A 25,858-nucleotide genomic window follows, 5' to 3' on the forward strand; every position below is an offset into this window, starting at 1 on the left:
TTGTAATTTAGTTATTCCTTACCTCACACTTTCCACTGCTTCAACTTTTTCTGAGCAAACTCCCGCACTTTCTCATCTGGGTCATTCTCTGCTTTGTCGCGCAACAGTGGTAAAGTCTGGTCATGCTGAGGAAATTGCTTAATAATTATCTCCAGTGCAATGCGCCGAGGATTGGGGTTATAGGAAGCATGGCTACCCTTAAAGGGGTCATTAACAGCGCACTGGTAGTAAATTTCAAACAACTCAAGCTGATATTTAAAGTGTTTAGCTAATTCTTCGACTGCTGCACGTCGCACAAAGTTGTCATCATCCTGGGTAGCGCGTTCTTTGAGGATGGATTTGGTGTCGGGGTCATCTTTGAAGTTCTTCGCTAATTCTTCGACTGCTGCACCTCGCACAAAGTTGTCATCATCCTGGGTAGCGCGTTCTTTGAGGATGGATTTGGTGTCGGGGTCATCTTTGAAGTTCTTCGCTAATTCTTGGACTGCTGCACGTCGCACAAAGTTGTCATCATCCTGGGTAGCGCGTTCTTTGAGGATGGATTTAGTATCGGGGTCATCTTTGAAGTTCTTCGCTAATTCTTCGACTGCTGCACGTCGGACAAAGTTGTCATCATCCTGGGTAGCGCGTTCTTTGAGGATGGATTTAGTGTCGGGGTCATCTTTGAAGTTCTTCGCTAATTCTTCGACTGCTGCACATCGCACAAAGTAGTCATCATCCTGGGTAGCGCGTTCTTTGAGGATGGATTTAGTGTCGGGGTCATCTTTGAAGTTCTTCGCTAATTCTTGGACTACTGCACGTCGCACAAAGTTGCCATCATCCTGGGTAGCGCGTTCTTTGAGCCAGGTTTTGGTGCCGGGGTCATCTTTGAAGTTCTTCGCTAATTCTTCGACTGCTGCACCTCGCACATAGTAGTCATCATCCTCGGTAGCGCGTTCTTTGAGCCAGGTTTTGGTGTCGGAAGATTCTTGCCAAGTCGTTGCAATTGCTGTGACTGCTTGAGTGCGAATTTCCTGAACTAGCTTAGTTTGCTCACTATTGCGCTGGGAGACATAATAGTACCAGAGGTCATATTTAGTTAAGTCTTTGAGCTTGCCAAGTAATTTATTAGCTGTTGACGCAATCACCGAGCGATTTCTAACCTCCACAAGACACTTAGCTCCTAAAAAGAGATTGACAAACTTTTTCTCTTCGCCATCTTGCGCCATTAAATAATCAAGAAGCTCCCCAACAAATTTAGGCTCAATCATTCCCGCAATTAGCAGCAATACTTCATGCCAACTTTCATCCTGCCAGTGTTTGCCAAAAACTTCATTCTTCAGTTGTTCAATACTCAGTGTTTGCGTTTCTTTAAACTGCCAGACAAACTCCCAAGCACAGAAATATTCTAAAAATGTCCGATGCACAAAAGCATAATAATCCGCACCCAGGAAACATAACATAAAGTTGCGAGTCCGCAGTTGATTAATCATCACCCGCGCAACTTCTCTGGGTTTATCAAATTCTATGGTTTTGAGATAATCAGTTAGAACTTTGACTAAATTATTTTCATTAATCAAATTACCAGCCAAACCTTTATCGCCAGTTTGCATGTGATAAGCAACCTGACGCAGCATCGCTTGTTTATCTTTATAATCAATCGTCTTGGGATCTAACCTCTTATCTTCTATCAAAGCGCGTTCCACATCCCATTGATGTAGCAGTACCCGCGAAGCTTGATCGTAAAGTGTAGCTCTATCTCTTGGTAGCTCTTGATTTCGATTCAGAATTGCCATCATCGTCAACAGCAGAGGATTTCCCGCCAATTCTGCAATAGATTTTGAAGCTTCAATGCCTCTTTGTAGTCGTTCCCGTTTTCTGACTTTATCTACTGCATCGGTAAAAGTTAACTCATGCCAACGGTTGATAAAATCCTGAATTTGTTCTGAGTCTAAATCTTGTAATATAAAGTGGCGAAACTCAGCATTAAGCAATCGTTGCGGTTTATAGCCAATAATCCGAGAAGTGACAATTACCTGCACGTTGGGATAGTCATTAGTAAAGCGATGAATATCAGTAATTACATCTTCTCGCTTACCAGGGTCAAAGACTTCATCTAAACCATCAAACATCACCAATGCGTTACCAGCTTTTAACTGTTTATCTAGTTCCAGTTGATTGAGATGAGCAATTGCACCACTACATTGATGAAAAAATTCAAGAAAATTCTTGCACTCTTTATCTTCCCGTCGTCGCATATAAGTGCGTAACTCAATTAGCAAGGGAATTGGTAATGAGATAACATTATCCAGTGGTGATTTAGCCCAATTCAAAGCCAGAAATTGCAACAATGTAGACTTCCCCGAACCAGGATCGCCCAAAATCACGATATATTTATAATCTTGTTTTTTATTGACAACATCTAACACCGAACGTATCGGCTGTTCAAAATAAACTCGTTTGTGGCGTTCTAATTCTGCTAATTCAATTTCTGCTTCTACTTGGTCGCTTTCTCTCAATCTGCGTAGATGTTCTTTCGGCAGTTCGTGAACTTGTGGTAAGACTTGATGAGCTTCCCGGACATTTTGAGCAGTAAAAATCCGCCATAATTTGAGTTCGTTATAGGCATAGCCGCTAGTATCTAAACTATCTAATTTCACATTGTCATAGCGTTCTAGAATTCCTTCTTGATATTTTATTAAATTAAAATCTGGAACTACACCAGCAATCTCTCCTGTATTTCTTTTAATACTAGATAATTTTTGTAATTCTAAGATATGGTGTAATTCTTTGGACTCTTCAAGCAGTTCTTGGACTTTTATAAAATACTGATCTGTAATTGATTGCCAGTTAAACTTAGGTGGCAGAGTTTTCAGTTGCAGCCTTTTCCAACTATCTTCTAAAATTTTAGAGTTTAAATCCTCACAGCTACTATCAAAAGCCTGACCAAGAATTTCCTTTACAGACTGATCGCTAATAAACTTCTTGATATCTTTGGTGTAATCCTTGATTTCTTCCTCAGAAAGTTTGCACCGCACTTTTAACTGCTGTTGCATCAGTTGCAAAAATTCTTTTAACGCCTTGCCAGCAGCAATTTCAATATCTTCTTTTTTGAGTTTGTCTACAATCTTTTTAGGAATACCTTTTAATAAATCCTTAGCCCAATCTTTAGCAGCATCCTTCGCTAAATCTTCCAAAATAGGCTTAAAAATAAATGCGGTAGCCTGAGTCACACCCCAAATAGCCAACCAGTCTATCATAATACTCGTATCTGTTTATATTTTGATTACGAGTATATACACTAGCTGGAGTGATGATTCCAAACTTCAGATTAATTACAGAAATAACCTTTATCTGTATTCATCTACGGTTCAAGTTACACATCAACTAGTAACAACGAGCGCACAGGTAATCAGTTAATCTTGATGATTATTCTCTTGCTGGATTCTTTGAGCGATCGCTTCCTGAGTTATGCGAATATTCTCTTCTATTGGTTGACCATCTCCTGTAAACATTGACGGATAGATAATTGCTTCTGAGTCAGGAGTACGCCGACTTACTAACATATCCAAAGCTTCTAAATCTTCCCGATGCGCAAGCACATAAGCTCTAAGTTCTTTTGTGGACATTTGGGCAAAATTAGGTTTCATCGATAAACCTCCAGTCTCCACTTGGAAATACCATAATTTGGATATTATCGCCTGCCAAAATGAATATATATCCTTTGAGTTCATTAAAACGGAATAGTTGGATGTTGCGATAACCATTAGACAGCATCTGGCAGACACGCACACAAGCTAAGGCTTGTTCGTTTGTTGAGTTGATTGTCTTTTCCTCAATTGTGACGTAAATAATATTAAGCCTTACAGTGCTTAACAATCTCGGTTTACCCCAGAATAATTGCTGCGATCGCACACATAATTAATTAAGATATTGACCAACAACACAGGAATATTTATCCTGACGATTACTATCTTGCTGGATTCTTTGCGCGTTATCAAAGTTTAACGAAGTTATCGCTTTCTCGTAATGCAAATATGCTGTAGTAAGTCGGGGTATTTTATTGTGCTGACGGCTAATAGTCTAAGTCCACTTGAGTGGACTTAAGTCTTTGTTGAGTCTACTTCAGTAGACCGAAACTATTAGCCGGGGAATTGATTTCAACGCAGGATTAAATCAACCAGGAGGCCATTTCATCTGCCGTCCTCCCAAAATATGTATATGTAAGTGATACACAGTTTGACCGCCATCGGGGCCAGTATTAATTACCAGCCGATAACCGTTTTCTAGTCCAGCTTGTTCGGCAACACGCTTGGCAGTTAACATCATATGTCCTAACAGCGCATGATCTTGAGATTCCGCATCAGCTAGTTTGGGAATCGGCTTTTTGGGAATCACGAGAATGTGAACTGGGGCTTGGGGTTGGATGTCGTTGAAAGCTAAAGCCAGATCGTCCTCATAAACAATGTCGGCGGGAATTTTCCGACTAATGATTTTGCTGAAAATTGTCTCTGTGGTTTCACTCATGTCAATTTAATTACTCATCTGCTAGAGATTTTAAAGGTTTACTCTGATAAAAGAAATGCTTGCTAGAGTCTGGAGTGCATCAATTGTCGGCATCGATGCCATAAAAGTAGGTGTGGAGGTCGATGTATCCGGAGGCTTGCCAGGAATTGTTGTCTTGGGACTACCAGATTCAGCAGTTCAGGAATCAAAGGAACGGGTGAAAGCGACGTTAAAGAACGCTGGTTTTGCCTTTCCGATGCGCAAGATTGTAATTAACTTAACTCCGGCTGATTTACGCAAGGAAGGCCCTAGTTTTGATTTGCCTATCAGCGTCGGTATTCTGGCGGCTTCTGAGCAAATTAACGCCGATTTGTTAGGCGATTATTTATTCTTGGGTGAGGTTTCCTTGGATGGGAGTCTGCGTCCGGTGGCGGGTGTGCTACCCATTGCTGCTACAGCTAAAAACATGGGCATTGCCGGTTTGGTTGTCCCATTTGATAATGCTCAAGAAGCAGCAGTGGTAGAAGGGTTAACTGTTTACGGCTGTAAAAATTTACCTGAGGTGGTTGATTTATTAAATAATCCCTTACGCCACAAACCAGTGCAACTACATGAAACTGTACAGGCTAATCATGGTACTTCTATCCATTCTCGCAGTATAGATTTAAAGGATGTTAAAGGACAAGCTCATGCCCGTCGTGCTTTGGAAATTGCGGCGGCTGGCGGACACAATACCACTTTATCTATAGCTAAACTCTTAAAGTCTACTCATTGAGATACTTTTACATTGTTTATATATCAACAAAGCTGTAGTTGTGCAAATAGAGAGTTGATTAAAGATTTCTTAACTATATGTTTGCAATCAAGCTAGTTGCTGAATGTTATAGAATACAGATTTTTAGAAAAAATAAATGAGAATTCTTTTTTGTGAAAGTTTGTGGAAGTATATTTCATTGTCTTTCTTGAGATGCATAAAATTTTTCACTCTAAAGTAATAAAATTTTTAATAAGCTCTTGTTTATACTAAAAGCATAATTGTATCGCTCACAATATTATTTAGGTTCCCATCTATCATTTAATTCAAATAAACAGATATATAACTTATTTCCTCTTTGAAGACGTTGCTCTTCAACCCATATTTTAAAAACTCTGCACACTCTTTTAACAATAATCTGAAAATAGTCGTATATAATAGCTTCATCAATTAAATCGTTTTTTACACAAACTGCTATTTCTTCTAGAAAATTAAGAATAGTAACTATATCTTCTCCCAAGTCGGGGTCTTTCTGTAACTCTTGATTAATCACTCCTGATTGATTATCTTCAGGTATTGTTTTAATTAAATCTCTCACTTTACGAAGCGATTTTCTAATCTCGGCAAATTGAGGACTAGTCCAAGCCGAAATGTACATCATTGCCCTATCTTCTTTTTTGTATTTAATATTTTCTCGAAAACTTTCACCTACATAAAAGGCACTAGTAATACCTCCACTAACCCCAACTGTAGTAACAATAAACTTAAGAATTTCTCTGTCAATATTTTTATTAAAAATGAATAAAATTATAGTCAATGCAGAGAAAAACAGTGCTGCACTACCAACCGTTATGGAAACAATCAGATCAAATCCTAAAATTTCGCCAGGTTTCTTTTTTCGGTTTGCCATTTATTTTTTATTAGATTTTAAAGTAAAAAATCATCTTAACTCAAAATAAACAAACCTGACTATCCAAGTTGGTTGCTTAATCAACTTTTTTCTTGGTTTTAGTCAGGTTCATAAATACTAAACTAATCTAGACTTAGAAACCGGGATCACCAGCGAATGTTAGCATTTTCTACTCCTTTAAAAAAATACAACAACAAACAGTCAAGATAGGAAATTTTTTGCTCCCATCTTTGTTTCGATAGACTTAGTTTGTAAATTTATTGTAACATAATTTAAAAATCGCTTTATGTTACATATACTACAATTCACTACCTCATGTTATTATCCTCATAAATCTATAATCTAATAACATCAGCTAATGGTTAGATTTTGTACGACTTGAAAATTTGTATCAAAATTTAATATTTAACACTTGTCTCACTTCATCCTGTGACAATGCTCGCATTCACCTTACCCAAATTTAAGCCAAATTCTATCACTTAAGCAGGCTTAACTTCGATAATATCTTCTAGATTTTGGAAACTTTATTCTAAGGGATTGATAGCAGTAATTGATTACCTCCCTGGATAGAATAACTCATCTCTTCCTGTGTATATTGTATTTTCTTTTTTGGGAATACTAATAACTAAGGGTTACAAGCCATTTCTTAGGTATATCTACACGAGATTTTGAGAGGAGAAAACCTTGCCAGCATTTAAGAATGTTTTTATTTTGACTTTGTTAGCTATTACTGTTGCAGCAGCGTATATAGATAGTCGTGAGCCACGACCAGTATGGTGGCAAAATATGCAAGATTGGTTACAGGTTAAATTTGCCAAACCAGACTCTAAAACTACAGATGAGTCTAGCCCATCTGCAACCAATTCAACCGATACAAGAACTATTGAAAGAGCAGAGCATTTAGATACTCCAGTTGGAGTATTAGTTATTATAAAATATAAAAATAGTGAATGTTTGTATGTTAGAGCAACAGTTGCTCATGCAAATTATTATGGTGGGCATGACAAGCTAAAAACTCAATTGAAAAATCAATATGGAGCAAGTTGCTTATTTTGGGAATGAGAATTTTATCAGTAATTATTGAAACTGTTAAAACTACTGATAATGGAAGTGATTAAGCTTCAGCTAAAATTAGTTGTAATTAAATGTTATTTAAAACATATTTAAGAACTCAACTATAACATTTGCTGTCTGCTCAAAACATTCTTTAGCAGCAAACCTGACTGTAGCTATACCTTCTCGCAGAAATACCCTATCTCTTACATAATCCCTAGTGATTTGCAGAGATTCTTGATGGTGCTGACCATCTACTTCCAGTATCATGCACTTACGTTTATAAAACACTAAGAAATCCGTTTCAACTCGACCAGTCAGCCAACCACTTGCGTCAGATACAGGAGAACCTTGCCGACCAATCCGCCCACGAGAATTAGCAAAGAATAATACCTCGTGCCTATCTAATTCCTCTGCAACCTTAATTTCAGCTTTTGAGCGAAAGTACATTCCACCCCATTCCCATTGTGGATGAGAATGAGTACCAACATATTCATGTCCTGATTCAGCATCTCCAGAAGAATGTGGCACATCTTTCCCAGGCACAGCTAAAGACGTTCCCCTTGTTATCTCTTCTACTTTCTGCTTGTAGTGGCTGTCAAAAAATAATCGCCACCAATGTTGAGTATCATGCCCATTGCGCTGATCTGCATAAGCAAGATGCAAGTATTCATTAAACTCTAAGTAAAATCCAGGTGCAGTTTTTGAGTATAAATATCTATTAATTTTGTCTCTCAAAGCTTTGTCTTGACCGTTATTTTGGCGAGAGAGCGCAACAAGCAAATCTAACAACTTGCTCGTCTGAACTTCTAAATAATAGGGGAGTTTCCCGCCTACGGAAACAATAGAACCACCCTTGACTTTACGCTCTACCCCTTGGAAAACCATTATCTATATTTTTTTATTTACTGGTTTATATTTGTATAATTCCCTGAATTTCCTTTAAAGCAACACTCGCTATATAGCTCAAAGGAGATAGCTATGGGATGACTGCCAATAAATAGTTAGCCCCTATAGTAGGTTTGAGATAAATGAAGCAACTCCTTAAAATTCAATCTTTGCTGTTAGGCTTTCTAAAGCCAAAATCTAGGCAGCCAAAGATTGAGAGTTATGGTCAGACAGATTGCAATGTAGATCCGATGCAGATTCAGCAAATTGTAGAGTGGCTGTTTGCTAGTTTGCTAAATGCCGAATACTTTGGACAATCTCATCTAATCTGGGATTCAGGGCAAGATTGGGTAGAAGTAGCAAAAACGGGGTTGTTAAAAGATGAGCCAGTATTTTTGTATCAATGTGGTGAAAAACTTTCGGTAGCTCCAGAGCATTGTTACTGGCGACTGATGGCAGAGCATCCGTGTCTGCGGATCTATCAGTTAGAAGTTGAGGAAGGTTGATAATAGTAGCAGGTCATTGCTTTAGTAAATATCGATAAGAATATCTGTTGCTTGACAGATATAGTATATAGGAGCCTCATCTAAACATATAATTGTTTTGTGAAACAAGAATTATAATAAAGAAGCTATTAACAATATCAAAGACTAATTAGAATAAGCAATCTAATTAGTTTTTTATGTTTAATTACAAAATATTCAGTTATTATTAAATCGGTTTTAAGCTGCTTTTTCAATATTATAAAATTATAAAAAAGGTGATATTTCGTCGGGTGTGTCTGCACCAAAACTCAAATAATCATAATCCCATCTTTTAAGAATACGTAAATCATCAATTGAAATTCCTGCTTCAGATACAACTAAACTATCTAAAACTTCTATTCCTGCACAACTATCCAATCTGCTAGCTAAATAATCTATCGTCTTTTGAGCTTCTTCACGTAAATCAGTATTTTCATATGTTGTGCTGTGCATGGTAGCTGTAATTATTATTTGATATTTTTGGTCAGATGGCAACTCATTATCACTCACCTGAATATACACAGCAGTTATATTTTGGCTTTTTTTCTTAATTTTATCTCGTATAGAATTTTGGATTTTTTTAATCCTCAAATTAAATTCATCTGGAAATGCTGCCCTAAAGTATCTTTTTGAAAGCCACAAGCATATTTGTTTAATTACATCTCCAGGCAACATTCTTTCCTGGTCAGGATAAATATCTAATAAGTGTTTACGATCTATGCGAGTCCTGTCATGGATAGAAATTTCGTACAATTGGTTTGATGAGTTTATAAATTGAAATTTACGTGGATTTCTCCCCCAGAATAAAGAATCATCTTTGTTTTCTCCAGAAATGGCACGAGCAAGCATTAACTCAACTTTAGGCTCTGCTTCAAACGAGCTATTGGTTATATCGCAATCGTGGCTAACTGAAAATATTAAATCTGAATCATTCGGGTATATATCAAATTCTTTTTCAAAAATTTTTCCCAAATTTCTTACCATTTCTATTGGTAAAACACAGCCTTGTCGCCATCCTAGACCAGAAATAGATGAAGCATCTGTGATAACAGAATTAGATATCTGTTCTTTTTTGCTTTTAGCTCCAAATATAATTTTTGAGAATGGGTTTAACTGTGAAATTTTTTCTAGTAAAGGGTTCATTGAACTTGTTATTCTAAATCAATGCGCTTACCTGTTAACCAATCAATTGTTTCAGTGCTTTCCTGAATTTTTAAGCCTTTTATAGATGCTAATTCACGAATACTTGTTTTATTAGAGCTTTCTAACAAGGCTGTTTTTGAAATTTCTTCAAGAAACGCAAACACATCTTCTCTGCTTATATTCTCTTCAGAAAGCATAGTGACAAGATTTTTTCCATCCTTATATGATTGACGTACAAGTCCGCCTATAGGTTTAGAAGATAATGTCTTCCAACGTTGTGCTATCTGAAATATCTGGTTTATACGCTTTCTATTAGAAGAATTAGGCTCAGAAGTACCTCCCAGCCATGAATAAACAGTTTGTCTTTCTACTTGAATAACTTGGGACATCTCTTTCATATTTAATGACAGAGATGAGCGAATAACAGATAGAAGTTCTCCTATGTCATAGATAGATTCATTTTTAGTTTCTACGAATTTACTTGTTGGTTTTTTATTTTGATGTTCAATATTAAAAACCCATGAGGCATTTATAGTTATTGCTGAAGAGCAAATACTATTTATTGATAAATAGCCTCCTGTACCAATAAAATTGTGTTTCATGTAATCTAGTATGGCTATCACTTCATTCGGATTACCTCTGTTTTTCGTGTTATTTAGCAATAATTCTACGGCAGAGGTACTGGCTTGAAATTGATTAACCAAATAAAAAACCGAAGCATTTGTTGTTGATATATTGTTAATATTCCTATCTTCAGCTACTGTCATATTAGGTAAAGCGTAAGTCCTAGCGTAATTGAAAATTAATAATTTCCTTGATTAGTCTAAGTATTCTTTAGTTATGTAGCAATCTCTTCTACATTCCAAATCTTTAAAGCATAGTTCGTGACAGATGCTATAAACGCTTTTTTTATATATTGGTGCAGTTCTTGCATCGACTCCATTAGTCTATCTATAATAAAATCTCTTGGTTGAATAGAAAAATGATCTATATCAAGAATTGCCACGGTTTCTCCTAATTCTATATTTATTGAGTGTATAACACTACTATTAAGCAGATCTGGTGGTAGATAAGAGCCATTATTAGACAGAGAGAGGCGTATAGCTATTTCTCCTACTGGCGTTTTGGCAATTTGTTCAAGTCTGGAAACACTGTTGCTAGAACCAAATTGTTCTGCTGATACACCAAGAAGCCCTGGTTGTAAGTAATCAGAAAATGTCTCCTCTTTTTTCTTTCTAATTAAGTCTACGTATCTTAACCCGATTCTTTCAATAAACTCAGGTTTTGTAATGTCTTCAAAAATAATAATAATATCTTGAAATGTTTTTATAAATGTATCAAATACATCATAATTACTAGTTTCAAGAACAATAAAATTTTGAGAAATTACTACGGACTCTTGCTCATTCTTATTAGAAAATATCCATCTGTTTAAAACAGAGACTTGTACATCTTTGCCAAGAACTATTTCCTGGGTAGGAGCATATTTATATTTGATATAACCCTTGCGTCTTAGCTTTTCCTGAATTGTTGGAATGAAGTCTTCCATTAGAAGAATAGGGTTAAATACGACCTGTGCAAGGACGTATACTAGAGGTGCATTCTCCAATCTAAGTAGTTCATCTGTTTTACTCATCGTCCAATCTTACATAAAATATTACACTTAAATATTATATTATTTATTTGTACGTTAAAAGCATAAAGATATAATATTTTATTTTTTAAATTGTTTCATTTAGAAGGAAATCACTAAGATATTTCTTGTGATATATATAGGTATATTCCTTACGGCGGGTTTACTAATCGCTTAATTATAAGTGAAATTTTTAGTTTGTCCACAAGATATCCACTATATATGCTAGTCAATGATATCCGATCTTTATATGTACTTAAAACTACGGTAATTACGGTACTATCTAACTTCTCATAGAAGTAGTAATAAGCTGCACTGCTTTTCGCCAACATAAATTCTAAAAAGAATTTATAATTGAATTTAATAACTGTCAATTTTTAATTCTTGAGCGCAAATACTGAAGTGTCCATCTTGAAGAAAACTCCTCAAACAAAACCCACTGACCAGTATTTTCTTGCACCCAGATAACGCCATCATCATCCTTTCGACTTCCGATCACGATTCCTTGTTCTCGTGCCAAGTCATACCATTGAGCAAACAGTTCGGCTGGATTGCTTTCGCCTATAGACTGATTAGGCTGCCATGCATCATTAATTGCACTAGATAACCAACCACCGGGATTTTTAATGATTTGATGTTGCATCTGCTCTTTTAATGCTTCAATTGCAGTTAGCACAATCTCTTCAGTGGAACTGCGTATCTTGTAAGCAAGGGTACTAGTAAGTCTAATATTCAGATCGCTTAACTCGTTTCTAACTCTGTCACTAATCTCCCCTTGAAATTTTTGTGTTGAAAGTGGTAGATGGTCAGACTTTTGAGTTACTGAATCCTTAGGCGACTGTTCTTGACATATTTCTAATTCTTTTTTTAACCTTGCGTTTTCTGCCTCTAGTCTTTCCAGTCGATGCTCTATTTGAGAAGCTTGAAGGATTCGACCGTAAACTGCCTCAAGCTGTTCGCGCAATCCTCTATTCTCCGCCTCAATCTTTTTGATTCTTTCTTTGAGGGTTTTGATGATCGCATCTTTGGAAGCATCTGAAGTTCTTTGTTTGGGTGGCACTTTCTCTGCTTTTGAATGGTTCTCCCTAAGATGCTCTATTCGAGCCTTAATTTCTGGCTCTTTATAAAGCCACGCTTTGCTAACCCCCGAAGCTTTGGCAACTGTGTTAAAGTTAATAACTTGCTTTTCCTTCAGTAGTTGCCGAATTCCCTGCTCTACTTTGTCAAATGCCTCTTGGCGCTTCCTTTGAGCATTACCACGCAGTCCCTCAACATTACGCTCAATTGTCATTTGAGTCTACCTCCAATCCTGCAATGATTTTTTCTAGATTGGATTTCACCTTCTGGTTCATCTCTACTTGGCGCACCCATCCATTAGTCTCAGCTTTTTGAAGAATTTTGTTGGTCTGCTCTAGTTGTTGTTTATGCTCTGATAAATACTCAGCAGTAGTGCGAAAGTGAGTGCAGGTTAAACAAGCATTGGCGTGAGGGCATCCTTGAGAAATGGTAGGCAAGGCACAAGATCCATTGGGCAATGCCTGAGCTTGAATATTGCGCTTAAACCACTGCAAATCAACTATATCTGCCTGTAAATCATTGGGTTCGACAACTTGCCCCGCAATATTCACAACCTTGCCTTGAAACTTTGCAATTTCTTCTTTCATTGTCTGGTCATGAATATGGGCATAAACTGCCGTCATATTAGGACTTTCATGACCTAAATATCTCTGAACAATGTGCTGAGGAACGCCATTATTTATCATCCGTGTTCCAACTGTATGACGGAACTGATGAGTTTGAAAATGCCATAGATTACCAGAGTTGTCGTAGATATTTCTTCTTTTAGCTAAACGATTAAGATGATTAGGTAATGTTTTACGTAGCATTACATGAGGGGACGGAACAAAATTAGGTCTAACTGCCCCTATATTTGCACAAAACAGATAATTAAATTCTTCCTGAGTAAAATGCTGACGAATGTACCTCTGTTGCTCTTGAATAACTCTTACAACCTCTCTTGAGATAGGTATAGTAATTTCCTTTTTCATCTTGAATTGGTAGTATTTTAAAAACCAATCTCCAGCTTTATCCTGTAATAAGCAATCAAATCTGAGATTGACCAGTTCTGAAATTCGCATCCCGCACTCTTGCAATACTAATACCATTCTCATGATTGGCTCTGCCAAGTCATCTAAGTATTGATTAAGTTGCTGCATTACCTCTTCTGGAATGTAGCGAGGAAGTCTTTTTTCTTTCTTAGGAAAATCTTCAGGACGAACCAAATACCTTCGGACATCTAGCCATTGATATTGATAAGCAGCGTCAAAAAACAGCTTTGCATCGCTAATACACTTATACCGAGTACTTGATGCTAATTTTTGACTTGCCAGATATATTGTGTACTCAGTGATAATATTGCGGTCTATCTCTTCTGGAGTGATATCTGGATAGTTTTCTGACAAGAACTTTGATAATTTTCTGATTGAACCAAGTCTTTCTTGTACAGAAGCAAATGTGATGGAACTCAAGCAAACTTTTAAATAAGTTTTGGCTGTTTCTTTTATCCAGTTCTGTTTTATAGGAAGAAAATTTAGTTTATAACTAGATTTTCCTACACCACCTTCAATCCCTAATGCACGACAATCCCAAATATCTTTGGAATACTCAGATTTAGGATCAATATTTATTTCATGATGTTTTTGAATTAAATTTGGCGTATCTGGAGTGAAAGATTTATTACACTGCTTACATTTATATATTTGAGTACCGGATGGGTTTTGACCGTTTTTACTAAAATCTGTACTTTTACATCTTGGACAATTGATAAATTGATAAACCTTATTCTGTCCCTGAATTGCTTGCTGATTCTGTGTCATATCTATTTTTCAAATATTGGTTATATTCTTTTTTCATGTCTTCATTGCTGACATGAACGTAAATATCAATTGTGGTTTGAATATTGGCATGATTTAATCTCTTTTGCACATATGCCATGCCTACACCCTCACGAACTAGCTCTGTAGCGTGCGAATGTCTAAGCATATGCGGATGTGCAGCAATCCCAGTTTTCCTTTTAAGGCGATTGAACAGATCCATGACATTGTTGTATGTCATTGCAGAACCAATCTCTCCATCCCAAAGATTTACAAAAACATAGTCACTAAGATCATTACCAAGTATTTCCATGAATTCATCTTGTAAATATTGGCTATAAAGTCCCATCAGTTCTTTTGTGACATCAACATTATAGGGAGACTTACCTTTGGCACGAGCGCCATTAGCATTATCATCTCTGGGGATAACTTTGATAAGATTATCCCAAGATTGAATGTCTTCATGTCTTAGCCCTAGCGCTTGCCCAATTCGCATACCACTTTCATACAACAGACAAAGTAAAAATTTATCTCTCAGTCGATTGCAAGAATTAATTAATTCCTCCACTTGCTCAGGGGAAAGTGTTTTAGGTTGAAGTTTTGGTTCTTTCAGCTTGAGTAAACGAGTTCTTACTGGTTTACCTTTAGTAATATGGTACAAAAAGCTTTTGTATTTGCGCCCAGGCATTACCTGTGAACGATAAAGCGGAATGTGGGGTACTTTACCTGTTTTTTCATGAAAATCGTAAAGCATACAAACCGAAACCAGAATCAAATTTACAGTTGATTCTGCACGCTTTGCCTCTTGTTCTTGAATTGATAAAATTCCGTGAGGATTAGGATTTCTGAGCCATGACATAAAATCAGCAAGCTCAATGACACCCATTTCTGTCCAATCTAGGTTATAGGCTTCGAGGTATTCCCAGTAAAGCTTTAGATGGTGAGCATAAGACCTAATTGTGTTTGGCGATCGCTCAATGCTTTCTAAGTATCTTAAAAACTGCTCAATTGGGGTAATTGGCAAATAGTCAGTACCTAATACTGTCCAAGTAATTTGGTCACTATTAGGGATACGTACCCTTTGAACTTTCATGGTACTTTGTGGACGTTTGCTACTTTGTAGAATAGCATTATATAATTAATCTACAACGTGGTGGTTTATGTGTCAATATTGTTGTTGTTTACTTTGTAGAATTGTTTTTAAGAGCTACAGATAATTAATTTTTGTTGGGCCGCCGGGAAGTGGAAAAACCATGCTAGCACGACGCTTACCGGGAATTCTGCCACCACTGAGTTTTACAGAAGCTTTAGAAGTAACTCGGATTCACTCGGTTGCAGGTTTATTAAAAAATCGCGGTTCTTTAGTACGCGATCGCCCTTTTCGCAGTCCGCACCATTCGGCTTCTGGCCCTTCTTTAGTCGGTGGTGGTAGCTTTCCCCGTCCTGGGGAAATCTCTTTATCTCATAGAGGTATTTTGTTTTTGGATGAATTGACGGAGTTTAAACGGGATGTCTTGGAATTTCTCCGTCAACCTTTAGAAGATGGCTATGTAACCATTTCCCGCACGAAACAGTCGATTATGTTTCCAGCACAATTTACCTTAGTAGCCAGTACTAATCCCTGTCCTTGCGGTTACTATGGCGACACCATTCAACAGTGTAGCTGTTCGCCAAGACAACGCGAGACTTATTGGGCGAAGCTTTCCGGGCCGTTGATGGATCGAATTGATTTGCAAGTTGCAGTCAATCGCTTGAAACCAGAAGAAATTACTCAACAACCTACAGGAGAAACATCTATATGCGTAGCCAAACGAGTGCAAGAAGCGCGCGATCGCGCCATTACCCGCTTTCAAGAAGAACCAAACTTGCGTTGCAATGCGCAAATGCAGAGTCGTCATCTTCAGAAATGGTGCCAACTAGATGATGCTAGCCGTAATTTGTTAGAAGCGGCAATTAAAAAATTAGGCTTATCGGCCAGGGCAAGCGATCGCATTCTCAAAGTAGCACGGACAATTGCAGATTTAGCGGCAGAAGATAAAATACAAGCCAATCACGTAGCCGAAGCTATCCAGTATCGAACCATCGATAGAATGCAGTAGAGTCCTATAAACTCGAAAAGATGGTAGCGCGATCGCATCTTGAACTAACTCAAGGTTATTAATTTACATTAAAAAAATTACCCATTGATGTTGCGATTATATAAATGAATGTAGTCGCAATATTTCCATTAAATTGACACAAAATCTCCACATCTTTACTATAAGGTCTTTATATAAAGTCCCTTCGGTTAACTACTAAAATCATAGCTAAAGTAAATTGCTTTAGCTATGCATTTTTATTTGTCCCTAAATTAGTTACTCTATTGAGTAATAAAAATGTAGATTAATAACTGATAATTAAATGAAGTATAAACCATCTCAAATTTTACTACTAGTTTCTCTACTTAGCCTGATTAGCTGTCGTTACTCCCAAGATGTAGCAGCACAATCACCCCAACAATTACAGCCAAGGATTTCAATTTTACCGCCACAGCCAAATGCTAATGAATTAGCTAAACCACTCACTTACAAATTAGAAACCTACAATAGCAGAGTCATGGGAGGAAATCGCACTTATGGCGTTTCTTTACCTCCTGGCTACGAGCAAAATACTCAACAACGCTATCCGGTAATTTTTCTGCTTCACGGCGGACACGGCGATCCTAATTCGTGGTTCGATCTCAAAAAAGGACAGGCTCTAAAGACTCTAGAAAAGCTTTATGCTACTAACAAGTTACCACCTAGTATTATCATTACTCCTGATGGTAACGACAAACGCGGCACTAGTCCTTATTGGGACCCTCAATATATCGATGGGCCTCAAGGTAACGTATCTACCGCCGTTGGTGATGAACTGGTAACAGTAGTCAAAAGCCGCTATCGGACACTACCCAATCCTGATTTTTGGGCTATGGGTGGACTATCATCGGGTGGTTGGGGTGCAATCAATGTCGGATTGCATAACTTACCTCGCTTCTCAATTTTATTTAGTCATAGCGGTTACTTTAAAGATAAAAGCGGCCCGCAAAATAGCCCGATAATTTATATTAAAAATATTTCTCCCCAAGCTAAAAAAAGGTTGAAGATTTATTTAGATTCGGGTGCATCAGATACAGAAGAACTAGATGAAGCTAAACGGTTTACTCAAGTACTCAATCAACTGAAAATATATAATATATTTCATCAATTTCCTGGCAGCCACACTTGGGAATACTGGCGCGAACATCTAGCAGATTCTTTAACTTTTGTAGGCGAACAATTTCGCATAGGTCAAATAGCACACTCTGCCGATAATTTAAGCTTGGATCGTGCTAAAAATTCCCTAAATAATTAACATATTTATTATCTTCGTAAGGTGGGCATTGCCCACCCTACAACTCTATATATTGATTATTGAAGAATTATTAATTATAGTGAAAGATGGTAAGATGTTGTTAATAAATATCTAAAATAAAGATGAAAATTTCTAAAGTTGTAATTAGTTTGGCAGGAGCGATCGCTGTCTTAACTGCTGCTGGTTACTACTACGTGTTTATTTTAGGTGCGCCGCAATTAGATCGACCCCAAGAGGAAGCCAATACAGGACTAAATTTTCAGTTAGAAAGTTTTAACTCTCAAGCAATGGGAAAAGTCCGTAACTATGGGGTAATTTTACCGCCTGGCTATAATAAAAATCTTCAAAAGCGTTATCCGGTGATATTTTTATTGCACGGAGGCCATGATGATGCTCGTGCTTATGTTGACAAATATGCACTATTGAATATATTGCACGAACTTTATCAAAGTAAACAATTGCCACCATCAATTTTAATTACACCAGATGGCAACGATAATCGAGGTTCTAGCCCTTTGTACGATCCCGATTATTTTGATGGCCCTAATGGTAAAGTAGGTACTTGGATAGGTTCGGAATTAGTCAACGTAGTCAGGTCCCACTACCGCACCTTGGATAACCCACAATTTTGGGCTATAGGAGGTGTATCTTCTGGAGGATGGGGTGCATTGAATATCGGGTTACGCCATCTGAACAACTTCAATATTTTCTTTAGTCATAGCGGTTACTTTACCGATAAAAGCGGCCCGCAAAATAGTCCCCAACAGATTGTGCAGCAGTTATCAATTCAAGACAGAAAGCGATTGCGCGTGTATCTTGATGCCGGAATTAACGATACTAATTTACTTGCTTCTACTAAAGCTTTTAATGAAACCTTAAATAAATTAGGTGTTGCTCATGTATTTTATGCGTTTCCTGGTGGGCATGGTTTATCTGGTGCTGATGTGGGTTGGAACTACTTTCATAAACACCTCAAAGATTCACTTTCCTATGTAGGAAAACAGTTTAGTAATTCAAAATTAAAAATTTAAATTAAATAGCATTAATAAGATTTTGTAACTAAATACCGATCGTTAATAACAGATGAATTCTAAATTAAAAACTCAGATTGGACTTAAAAGTGTAGCTTTGATGACGGCTTTCGTGGGAGTGGTGAATTTAATCTCAGCAGTAACTCCAACTCTACCCGAACGCAATCACTGGCTAAAGCAGTTTTTACCTTTTGAAATTCGTGCTAGCGGTCATATATTTGCGGCTTTAGCTGGGTTCGCTTTATTAGCATTAGCAACTAATTTATTGCGGCGAAAAAGAGTTGCTTGGTTATTAACAGTTGGTTTATTACTAATTTCGATTATTAGTCACTTACTGAAAGGTTGGGACTATGAAGAAAGTATACTTTCAGGTGTCTTATTATTGCAACTAATTTGGATGCGTCATTTGTTTACAGCACAGTCAGACCGTCCTTCAATTGCGCAGGGAGTGCGGATATTAATTGGTGCTTTGCTGTTTACCTTGGCTTATGGAACAATTGGTTTCTACTTATTAGATGGCAAATTTTCAGTGAATTTTGATTGGGGTGAAGCTTTAGTTCAAACTTTAGCAATGTTCTTTACAGAAGATAATGCTGGACTGCAACCAAAAACTAGATTTGGAAACTTTTTTGCTGATTCGATTTATGTAATTGCTGCTTGTACTTTTACCTATGCATTTGTCATGCTGTTGCAACCAGTTTTTTTACGCAATCCAGCTACCCCAAAGGAACGACAAAAAGCGAAGGAAATTGTCGAAAAGTATGGGAAGTCTTCTTTAGCAGCTTATACTTTGTTAAATGATAAAAGTTATTATTTTAGTCCTTCTGGTCGGAGTATAATTGCTTATGTGCCCAAAGGACGATGTGCGATCGCCTTAGGAGATCCGATTGGGCCGATAGAAGACCGCAAAGAGGTTATTATTGGCTTTGGGCAGTTCTGTCAGCGTAACGATTGGTATCCGGCTTTTTACCAAACTTTGCCAGACGACCTGGACATTTATATATCTCTGGGTTTTAAGGTACTAAAGATTGGCGAAGAAGCGATCGTTGACCTCAAAAATTTTACTTTACAAGGCAAAGCCGGGCAAAACTTCCGAACTGCGATCAATAAATTGACGAAACTAGGATATGAAGTCAAGTTTTACCAGCCCCCAATTAGCGATGAATTGTTGCGTCAGTTGAAACCTGTGAGTGATGAATGGTTGAGAATGGTGCAAGGTTCAGAAAAAAATTTTTCTCTGGGTTGGTTTGACGAAGCTTATCTGCGAGAGTGTGTAATTGCTGTCGTTTACGATCCGGAAAGAAAAATTCGGGCTTTTGCCAATATTGTGCCAGAGTATCAATTGAATGAAGTAACTCTCGACATGATGCGGCATCGTCCAATCATGGAAAATGGGACAATGGATTTTTTATTTGCTTCCATGCTTCAGTACTTTAAAGAGAAAAACTACGATAGCTTTAATTTTGCCCTTTCTGCGCTGGCGGGAGTTGGCGAAACCCCAGAATCGCGCCGTTTGGAGAGAATATTAGGGTATCTTTACGAACATTTAAATCGCTTCTACAACTTCAAAGGCTTACACGCCTATAAAGAAAAGTTTCGCCCTCGTTGGGAACCACGTTATTTGGTTTACCCTAGTTTGACAGCTTTACCTGATGTAGTTGTAGCATTAATTCGCGCTGATTCTGGCGATCGCCTGCTTGATTATTTCAAACCCGGAGCATAAATTTTCTTCAGGGCATCCTATATCCTCAGTAAGGTGGAGAAAAAATGCAATCTATCGCAGAGATGATTTTAGAATCAGCATTTTAAGGCAGTCTAATAAAGTAGACCCTATACATAGGCGCATTTATTTGCGAGGCTTATTACCAGAGGATGAGAGATGACACGCTCTCCAGATTCTAATCGGCGTTTATGGCTGCTGTTATTAACTCGTACCAGCATTGCTTTAGGAGTGATTTTAATCGCTGGGATTTTGGGGGGTATTTGGTGGGCAAATATTTTTATTCATCAAAGGTTAGTACCGTTAATTGAAAGCAATCTGTTAGATTTGCTAGGAAGACCTGTAAATTTAGGCGCAGTTCAAAGTTTTTCACCAAATAGTTTGCGTTTCGGGACAACATCAATTCCCCCAACTACCGCAGATCCCGATAGATTAGTAGCACAAGCCGTAGACGTAGGATTCGATCCCTGGCAATTAGTTTTTAACCGAACATTAAAGCTAAATGTCACCTTAATTCAGCCTGCTGTTTATATCGAACAGGATCGACAAGGGCGCTGGGTTTCGACTAGACTCAATACTGCTTCTCAAGAACGTAAAGGTTTTATTCAAACTCAACTAGAGTCGCTGCGGTTGCAAAATGGTGGTTTAGTCTTAGCCCCATATATTCCCCAAGGGAAACCGAAAATAACAGTTGGGTTTAATCAACTTAATGGTATTGCCCGTTTTTTAGAGCAAAATCAACGCATTAATTTTGATGGTAGCGCTCAAGGTCTGACTGGCGGAAATTTACAGATTGCGGGCGAGACGCTGACGAAAACATTACAAACAACCCTCAAAGTTCGTACCGCCAATTTACTCGCAGCTAATCTGACGCAATTGGTACAGACACCAGTTAGCGTGCAAGCTGGAACTGTAGATAGCGATTTAACTGTTAAGTTCCAACAAAATCAGCCGAAAACAACTGTTTTTGGCACAGTAGGCGTTAATCAAGTAGTAGCCCAAGTTAATAATTTTCCTACAAAAATCACTAACACTACAGGTAAATTACAATTCCAAGGCGAACAGGTGGCGCTGGAAGGTTTTACTACCAGCTTGGGTAACATTCCCGTGCAAATTAACGGCTCTGTAAATACGCAAACAGGTTATAATTTCACAGCTGATGTGAAATCTGTTAGCACTCAAAACCTTTTACAAAGCTTTAACGTTAAACTACCGATCGCAACTGCTGGAGACTTCACTGCAAATATCAAGTTGCAAGGTGCAATTAGACAGCCAGTGCTTACAGGTGCAGTGAGTACAATTAAACCTGCCACAATTGACCGCGTTAGCTTTGAGCAAATTAGCACTCAGTTTCGCGGAACGCCTCAAGAAATTATCATTTCTCAAATTCAAGCAACCCCAACCTTAGGGGGACAAGTTACAGGTAAGGGTCGAATTGGCTTAGGTAAGCAGGGGAAAGTTGCGATAAACTTGCAAGCGACAAAGCTACCGGGAGATGCGATCGCGCAGACTTACAATACAAATTTAAATAATATTCGTATTGGTACAGTCTCAGCCAATACCCAAGTTTCGGGAACTCTGAGTAATTTACAAACTCTGGTGCAAATCCAAGCACCCCTAGCGACTTATCCCGGTAAAGTCGAATTAGCAGTTAATAAGGGAATTGTCCAAATTCAAAATACAGCTTTTCAAGTAGCAAGCGGTACAGTTGCAGCCAGAGGACAACTAATAGGCGATCGCTGGCAAGCTTTTGTTGATGCTTCTCGCGTTCCTCTTAATAGTTTAGCCCAAGCTACGCGCACTCAAGAAAATCCTAACCCCGCTTTACCACCGCAATTTCAAGGCACTTTAAACGGTGAATTTAATTTATCAGGAACTACAAAATCATTCCAATTACCTAACATTCAAGCCTCAGGACAAGCGAAATTAAATGTTGCTGGCGGTAGAGTTAACCTGAATAATATCCGCCTAAATAACGGTCTATGGCAAGCTGTAGCGAATGCTTCCGGTATTCCTCTCAATCAATTTGCCAAAAGCGTTCAAGGACAAATTGTTAATAGTAACGTCCAGATTTCAGGTAATACAAATTCCTTTGCCTTAAATAACATTCAAGCTGCTGGAAATGCCAGGTTGAGTTTGGCTAGGGGAAGCGTTAATTTAAGAAATATCAATTTAAATAATGGCAACTGGCAAGCTTTAGCCAATATTTCCCAACTTCAACTCAATAATTTATCACAAAATTTGCGTGGGCGGTTAAATGGTGCTGTGCGTGTAGCGGGAACTACTGCTTCCTTCCAACCGCAAAACATTCAAGCGGCTGGTACAGTGAGATTTTCTCAAGGTTTAGCGGCACTCACACAACCACTAACTGCCCAATTTCAATGGAATGGCAGTGGTTTACAAATTGTCCAAGCAACCGCACCAGGCTTAAGGGCGGCGGGTAATATTGCTGTGGCATTGGAACCAACTCCTCAAATCACCGGGTTAAACCTGAATGTCCAAGCACAGAATTATAATCTGCAAAGTCTGCCAGTCAAGCTTCCAGGTAATATTGCTTTGGCGGGTAGGGTAGACTTTAACGGACAAGTAGCAGGTACGCCTACAACCCCCATTGCTAATGGCAATATTCGCTTAGAAAATTTGGCTGTTAACGGTTTAGCATTTGACCCAGTGTTAACTGGTAGTGTCCGCTATCAACAAAGACAGGGAACGCAATTTCAAGTTGCTGGTAGACAAGACTTAATTGCTGTTTCTTTAGGTGCAAATAATCGTCCAACTGCATTTAATATTAGACGAGATAACACTATCGCTACAGGTAGCACAGTTGGGGATACTTTAACAGTTAACGTTCAAGATTTTCCTCTATCTATAGCTAAGAGTTTCCTTCCTGCTAACGCCAATTTAGGCACAATTAACGGACAATTATCAGGAAATTTAGCAGTTAATTTAAATGATTATAGTTTAGTTGGCAATGTCGCAGTAGCTCAACCAAGAATTGCTAGAATTCAAGCAGATGAGTTTCGCGGCAACATTAGTTATGGTAATGGTAATTTCAGTTTAACTAATGGAGAATTGCTGCAAGGTGCAACTCGTTATGCACTTAGTGGAAATTTACCAACAACAGGTAATAAACCATTGCAATTTGACGTTAGCTTTGACCAAGCTAGAGTTCAAAACTTGCTGCAAACTCTAAATATTTACAATTTTCAAGATGTACGTACTGGCTTGCAACCTCCAAAATTAGCTGGTGCTGAAGCTTTACAAACTCAGCCTATAAGTTTACCCGATACCAATTTATTAGGGCAAATAGCTTATATATCCAAAATTCAAAACCAAGTTACCCAAGAAAAAAACCAAGAACAGGCTTCTCGCCGTATACCCACTTTAGAAGAATTGCAAGGCATTATCAGTGGTAGGTTAGGGGTCACAGGCAGTTTGCGATCGGGCTTTAATATTGGCTTTAATTTTACAGGTAATAATTGGGTATGGGGCAATTATAATATTAACCAAATCGTAGCTAGCGGTAATTATGAAAATGGTAATTTAACACTGCTACCACTGCAAGTTAATTTCAATAATTCTCTTATCGCTTTTAACGGACAATTGAGCCAACAGGAATTATCAGGACAGGCTCAAGTTAAAAATTTAGCACTCGCAGATATTAAACCTTTCTTCCCTCAATTACCTGTAGATATCCAAGGTAATGTAGATGCTAATGCTACCCTCAGCGGCAGTTTAAATAATCCTCAAGCTGTCGGAGACTTAGCTTTAGTAAATGGCAGCTTAAATAATCAATCTGTACAGTCAGCCCAAGTTAGTTTTACCTATAATAATGCCCGATTAAATTTTGGTAGTAATGTTTTAGTTACTGGTACACAACCAATTCAAATTAGTGGTAGCGTTCCTGCTAGATTGCCGTTTGCTTCCGCACAGCCCAATAGTAATCAAATTAACATTCAAGCTAACGTTCAAAATGAAGGCTTGGCAGTATTAAATGTATTGAACAATCAAGTTAAGTGGGTAGATGGACAAGGAAAAGTAAACGTACAAGTGCAGGGGACATTAGCTCGACCAGAAACTACTGGTACTGCCACAATTAATAATGCCACGATCGCTGTCCAAAGCCTCTCGGAACCGTTAACTAATGTTACAGGGACAGCGCGGTTTGCAGGCGATCGCTTAATTGTCGATAATCTTCAAGGACAGTACAGTCGCGGCCAATTAACTGCGGCGGGAATTCTGCCGATTTTTGCCAGTCAAAATGCGCAACAACAAGCAGCTGCTAATCCCCTCACCGTGGCTTTAGACAATTTGAGGGTGAATCTTCAAGGATTGTATCAAGGCGGAGTTAGCGGTAATGCCGCGATCACAGGCACAGCGTTTACTCCCAAACTTGGCGGTAGAATTAAGCTAAATAATGGTGAAGTATCATTAGGACAAGCCACCTCTAAGACTTCTGGAACAACCCCCACTACTGAAAGTACATCAACTTCACCAGAAATTACAGTCACAACACCAGAATCAGCTACTGCTACTAATTCGGCGACAACATCCACAACCAGCAATACAGCCAAAATACCTATAGAATTTGCGAATTTAGAACTAGCTTTAGCAGACAATGTTCGTGTGACGCGTCAACCGCTATTTAGCTTTGTCGCCCAAGGTGATATCACTCTCAACGGAACTTTAGCTAAACCTCGTCCCCAAGGACAGGTTCAACTGCGACGAGGTCAAATAAATTTATTTACTTCTCAATTTACCTTAGCTCGTGGTTACGACCAAACCGCAACATTTACACCCAGTCGGGGATTTGACCCAACTTTAGATGTCCGCCTAGTAACAATTGTCCCAGAAGCAACTCGCACTTTGGGGCGAACCTCACGCATATCTAGCGAGGTTCAAGATGTTTCTGCAATCAACTATGGCACTTTAAACACTGTGCGCATAGAAGCCATAGCAAAAGGGCCGGCCAGCGAATTATCTCGCAATCTTGTACTAACTAGCGAACCTCGCCGTAGTAGAGCAGAAATTATAGCTTTATTAGGAGGCTCATTTATTAACACTTTACAGCAAGGTGATACAGGTTTAGGGCTGATTAACATAGCTGGTTCGGCGATTTTTTCTAACTTGCAAGGTACTATTAGTCAAATTGGTGAAACTATCGGCTTGAGCGAATTGCGGCTATTTCCCACCCTTATAACTAATAGAAATACTAATGTTTCAGTACTAGGTTTAGCAGCAGAAGGTGTATTCGATATATCTAATAAATTTTCTGTCTCTTTATCGCGAGTTTTTGCTAGTAATGAACCTTTACTTTACAACGTAATTTATCGTTTAAATGATGAAGTTCGCGTGCGTGGTGCTACTAATTTCGGAGATGAAGGTCGCGCTACTGTTGAGTATGAAACTAGGTTTTAATTCGGTAGTAGGGGCTGGTTCATCGATATCTTTGTAGATCGGTAAGTATATTTG

At 38.2% G+C, this 25,858-nt stretch carries 18 protein-coding genes and 2 pseudogenes; 8 read left to right on the top strand and 12 right to left on the bottom strand.

Annotated elements, in window-relative coordinates; genetic code table 11:
* Positions 1–23 precede the first annotated feature (23 nt).
* The 4 genes from AACU33_RS17985 to AACU33_RS18000 all read right to left on the bottom strand — a co-directional run bounded on the left by AACU33_RS17985 (position 24) and on the right by AACU33_RS18000 (position 4,506).
* Entirely contained in the window at positions 24–3,239 is a 3,216-nt protein-coding gene (locus tag AACU33_RS17985; protein WP_096589967.1) for an NACHT domain-containing protein, read from the bottom strand.
* A gap of 156 nt (positions 3,240–3,395) precedes the next feature.
* Positions 3,396–3,629 carry a DUF6887 family protein gene (locus tag AACU33_RS17990; protein ID WP_339376113.1) on the bottom strand — a complete coding sequence of 78 codons (234 nt, stop codon included), beginning with the start codon at positions 3,627–3,629 and terminating at the stop codon, positions 3,396–3,398.
* A complete protein-coding gene (locus AACU33_RS17995) occupies positions 3,619–3,894 on the bottom strand; it encodes a DUF6888 family protein (RefSeq protein ID WP_096589968.1) in 276 nt (91 codons plus the stop codon). The genes AACU33_RS17990 and AACU33_RS17995 overlap by 11 nt, the downstream gene beginning before the upstream one ends.
* A gap of 261 nt (positions 3,895–4,155) precedes the next feature.
* Positions 4,156–4,506 carry a histidine triad nucleotide-binding protein gene (locus AACU33_RS18000; protein ID WP_096589969.1) on the bottom strand — a complete coding sequence of 117 codons (351 nt, stop codon included), beginning with the start codon at positions 4,504–4,506 and terminating at the stop codon, positions 4,156–4,158.
* Between the two features lie 55 nt (positions 4,507–4,561).
* Between AACU33_RS18000 and AACU33_RS18005 the strand changes: the two are divergent.
* Positions 4,562–5,218, top strand: a pseudogene (locus tag AACU33_RS18005) (magnesium chelatase domain-containing protein); the annotation flags it as partial.
* A 319-nt stretch (positions 5,219–5,537) separates the two neighbouring features.
* Here AACU33_RS18005 and AACU33_RS18010 read toward each other — a convergent pair.
* Positions 5,538–6,149, bottom strand: a complete 612-nt coding sequence (locus AACU33_RS18010) for a DUF4760 domain-containing protein (protein ID WP_096589970.1) — start codon at positions 6,147–6,149, stop codon at positions 5,538–5,540.
* A 684-nt stretch (positions 6,150–6,833) separates the two neighbouring features.
* On the opposite strand from AACU33_RS18010, the gene AACU33_RS18015 reads away from it, so the two are divergent.
* Positions 6,834–7,211 carry a hypothetical protein gene (locus AACU33_RS18015; protein ID WP_096589971.1) on the top strand — a complete coding sequence of 126 codons (378 nt, stop codon included), beginning with the start codon at positions 6,834–6,836 and terminating at the stop codon, positions 7,209–7,211.
* Positions 7,212–7,301: 90 nt separating this feature from the next.
* Here the strand turns inward: AACU33_RS18015 and AACU33_RS18020 are convergent, their stop codons facing one another.
* The gene (locus tag AACU33_RS18020) at positions 7,302–8,090 is read right to left on the bottom strand and encodes a DUF559 domain-containing protein (RefSeq protein WP_096589972.1); all 789 of its coding nucleotides are present in this window, start codon (positions 8,088–8,090) and stop codon (positions 7,302–7,304) included.
* A gap of 143 nt (positions 8,091–8,233) precedes the next feature.
* Between AACU33_RS18020 and AACU33_RS18025 the strand changes: the two genes are divergently transcribed.
* Positions 8,234–8,596 carry a hypothetical protein gene (locus tag AACU33_RS18025; RefSeq protein WP_339376114.1) on the top strand — a complete coding sequence of 121 codons (363 nt, stop codon included), beginning with the start codon at positions 8,234–8,236 and terminating at the stop codon, positions 8,594–8,596.
* Positions 8,597–8,839: 243 nt separating this feature from the next.
* Here the strand turns inward: AACU33_RS18025 and AACU33_RS18030 are convergent, their stop codons facing one another.
* From AACU33_RS18030 to AACU33_RS18055, 6 genes are all read right to left on the bottom strand, one after another.
* The gene (locus AACU33_RS18030) at positions 8,840–9,757 is read right to left on the bottom strand and encodes a hypothetical protein (RefSeq protein ID WP_096589973.1); all 918 of its coding nucleotides are present in this window, start codon (positions 9,755–9,757) and stop codon (positions 8,840–8,842) included.
* Between the two features lie 8 nt (positions 9,758–9,765).
* Complete coding sequence (locus AACU33_RS18035; RefSeq protein WP_096589974.1) at positions 9,766–10,524, bottom strand: hypothetical protein; 759 nt, start codon at positions 10,522–10,524, stop codon at positions 9,766–9,768.
* Positions 10,525–10,595: 71 nt separating this feature from the next.
* Positions 10,596–11,393 (bottom strand): TIGR04255 family protein, encoded by a 798-nt coding sequence (locus AACU33_RS18040; RefSeq protein ID WP_096589975.1) that lies wholly within the window; start codon positions 11,391–11,393, stop codon positions 10,596–10,598.
* 367 nt (positions 11,394–11,760) lie between these two features.
* Positions 11,761–12,681: a DUF6262 family protein gene (locus AACU33_RS18045; protein WP_096589976.1), complete on the bottom strand. Its 921-nt coding sequence runs from the start codon at positions 12,679–12,681 to the stop codon at positions 11,761–11,763.
* On the bottom strand, positions 12,671–14,266 hold the full coding sequence (locus tag AACU33_RS18050; RefSeq protein ID WP_096589977.1) for a tyrosine-type recombinase/integrase: 1,596 nt from the start codon (positions 14,264–14,266) through the stop codon (positions 12,671–12,673). Before AACU33_RS18050 ends, AACU33_RS18045 begins: the two co-directional genes overlap by 11 nt.
* Positions 14,229–15,356: a tyrosine-type recombinase/integrase gene (locus tag AACU33_RS18055; RefSeq protein ID WP_096589978.1), complete on the bottom strand. Its 1,128-nt coding sequence runs from the start codon at positions 15,354–15,356 to the stop codon at positions 14,229–14,231. Before AACU33_RS18055 ends, AACU33_RS18050 begins: the two co-directional genes overlap by 38 nt.
* A gap of 124 nt (positions 15,357–15,480) precedes the next feature.
* Here AACU33_RS18055 and AACU33_RS18060 point away from each other — a divergent pair.
* From AACU33_RS18060 to AACU33_RS18080, 5 genes and pseudogenes are all read left to right on the top strand, one after another.
* A pseudogene (locus AACU33_RS18060) lies at positions 15,481–16,362 on the top strand (YifB family Mg chelatase-like AAA ATPase); the annotation flags it as partial.
* A 301-nt stretch (positions 16,363–16,663) separates the two neighbouring features.
* Positions 16,664–17,635 carry an alpha/beta hydrolase gene (locus AACU33_RS18065; protein ID WP_096589979.1) on the top strand — a complete coding sequence of 324 codons (972 nt, stop codon included), beginning with the start codon at positions 16,664–16,666 and terminating at the stop codon, positions 17,633–17,635.
* A 122-nt stretch (positions 17,636–17,757) separates the two neighbouring features.
* Positions 17,758–18,666, top strand: coding sequence for an alpha/beta hydrolase (locus AACU33_RS18070; RefSeq protein ID WP_339376115.1), 909 nt, complete (start codon positions 17,758–17,760; stop codon positions 18,664–18,666).
* Between the two features lie 52 nt (positions 18,667–18,718).
* Complete coding sequence (locus AACU33_RS18075) at positions 18,719–20,389, top strand: phosphatidylglycerol lysyltransferase domain-containing protein (RefSeq protein ID WP_096589981.1); 1,671 nt, start codon at positions 18,719–18,721, stop codon at positions 20,387–20,389.
* 156 nt (positions 20,390–20,545) lie between these two features.
* Complete coding sequence (locus tag AACU33_RS18080) at positions 20,546–25,804, top strand: translocation/assembly module TamB domain-containing protein (protein ID WP_096589982.1); 5,259 nt, start codon at positions 20,546–20,548, stop codon at positions 25,802–25,804.
* The last annotated feature ends 54 nt before the right edge of the window (positions 25,805–25,858 follow it).

Source organism: Calothrix sp. NIES-2098 (assembly GCF_963875125.1).
GTDB lineage: Bacteria > Cyanobacteriota > Cyanobacteriia > Cyanobacteriales > Nostocaceae > Aulosira.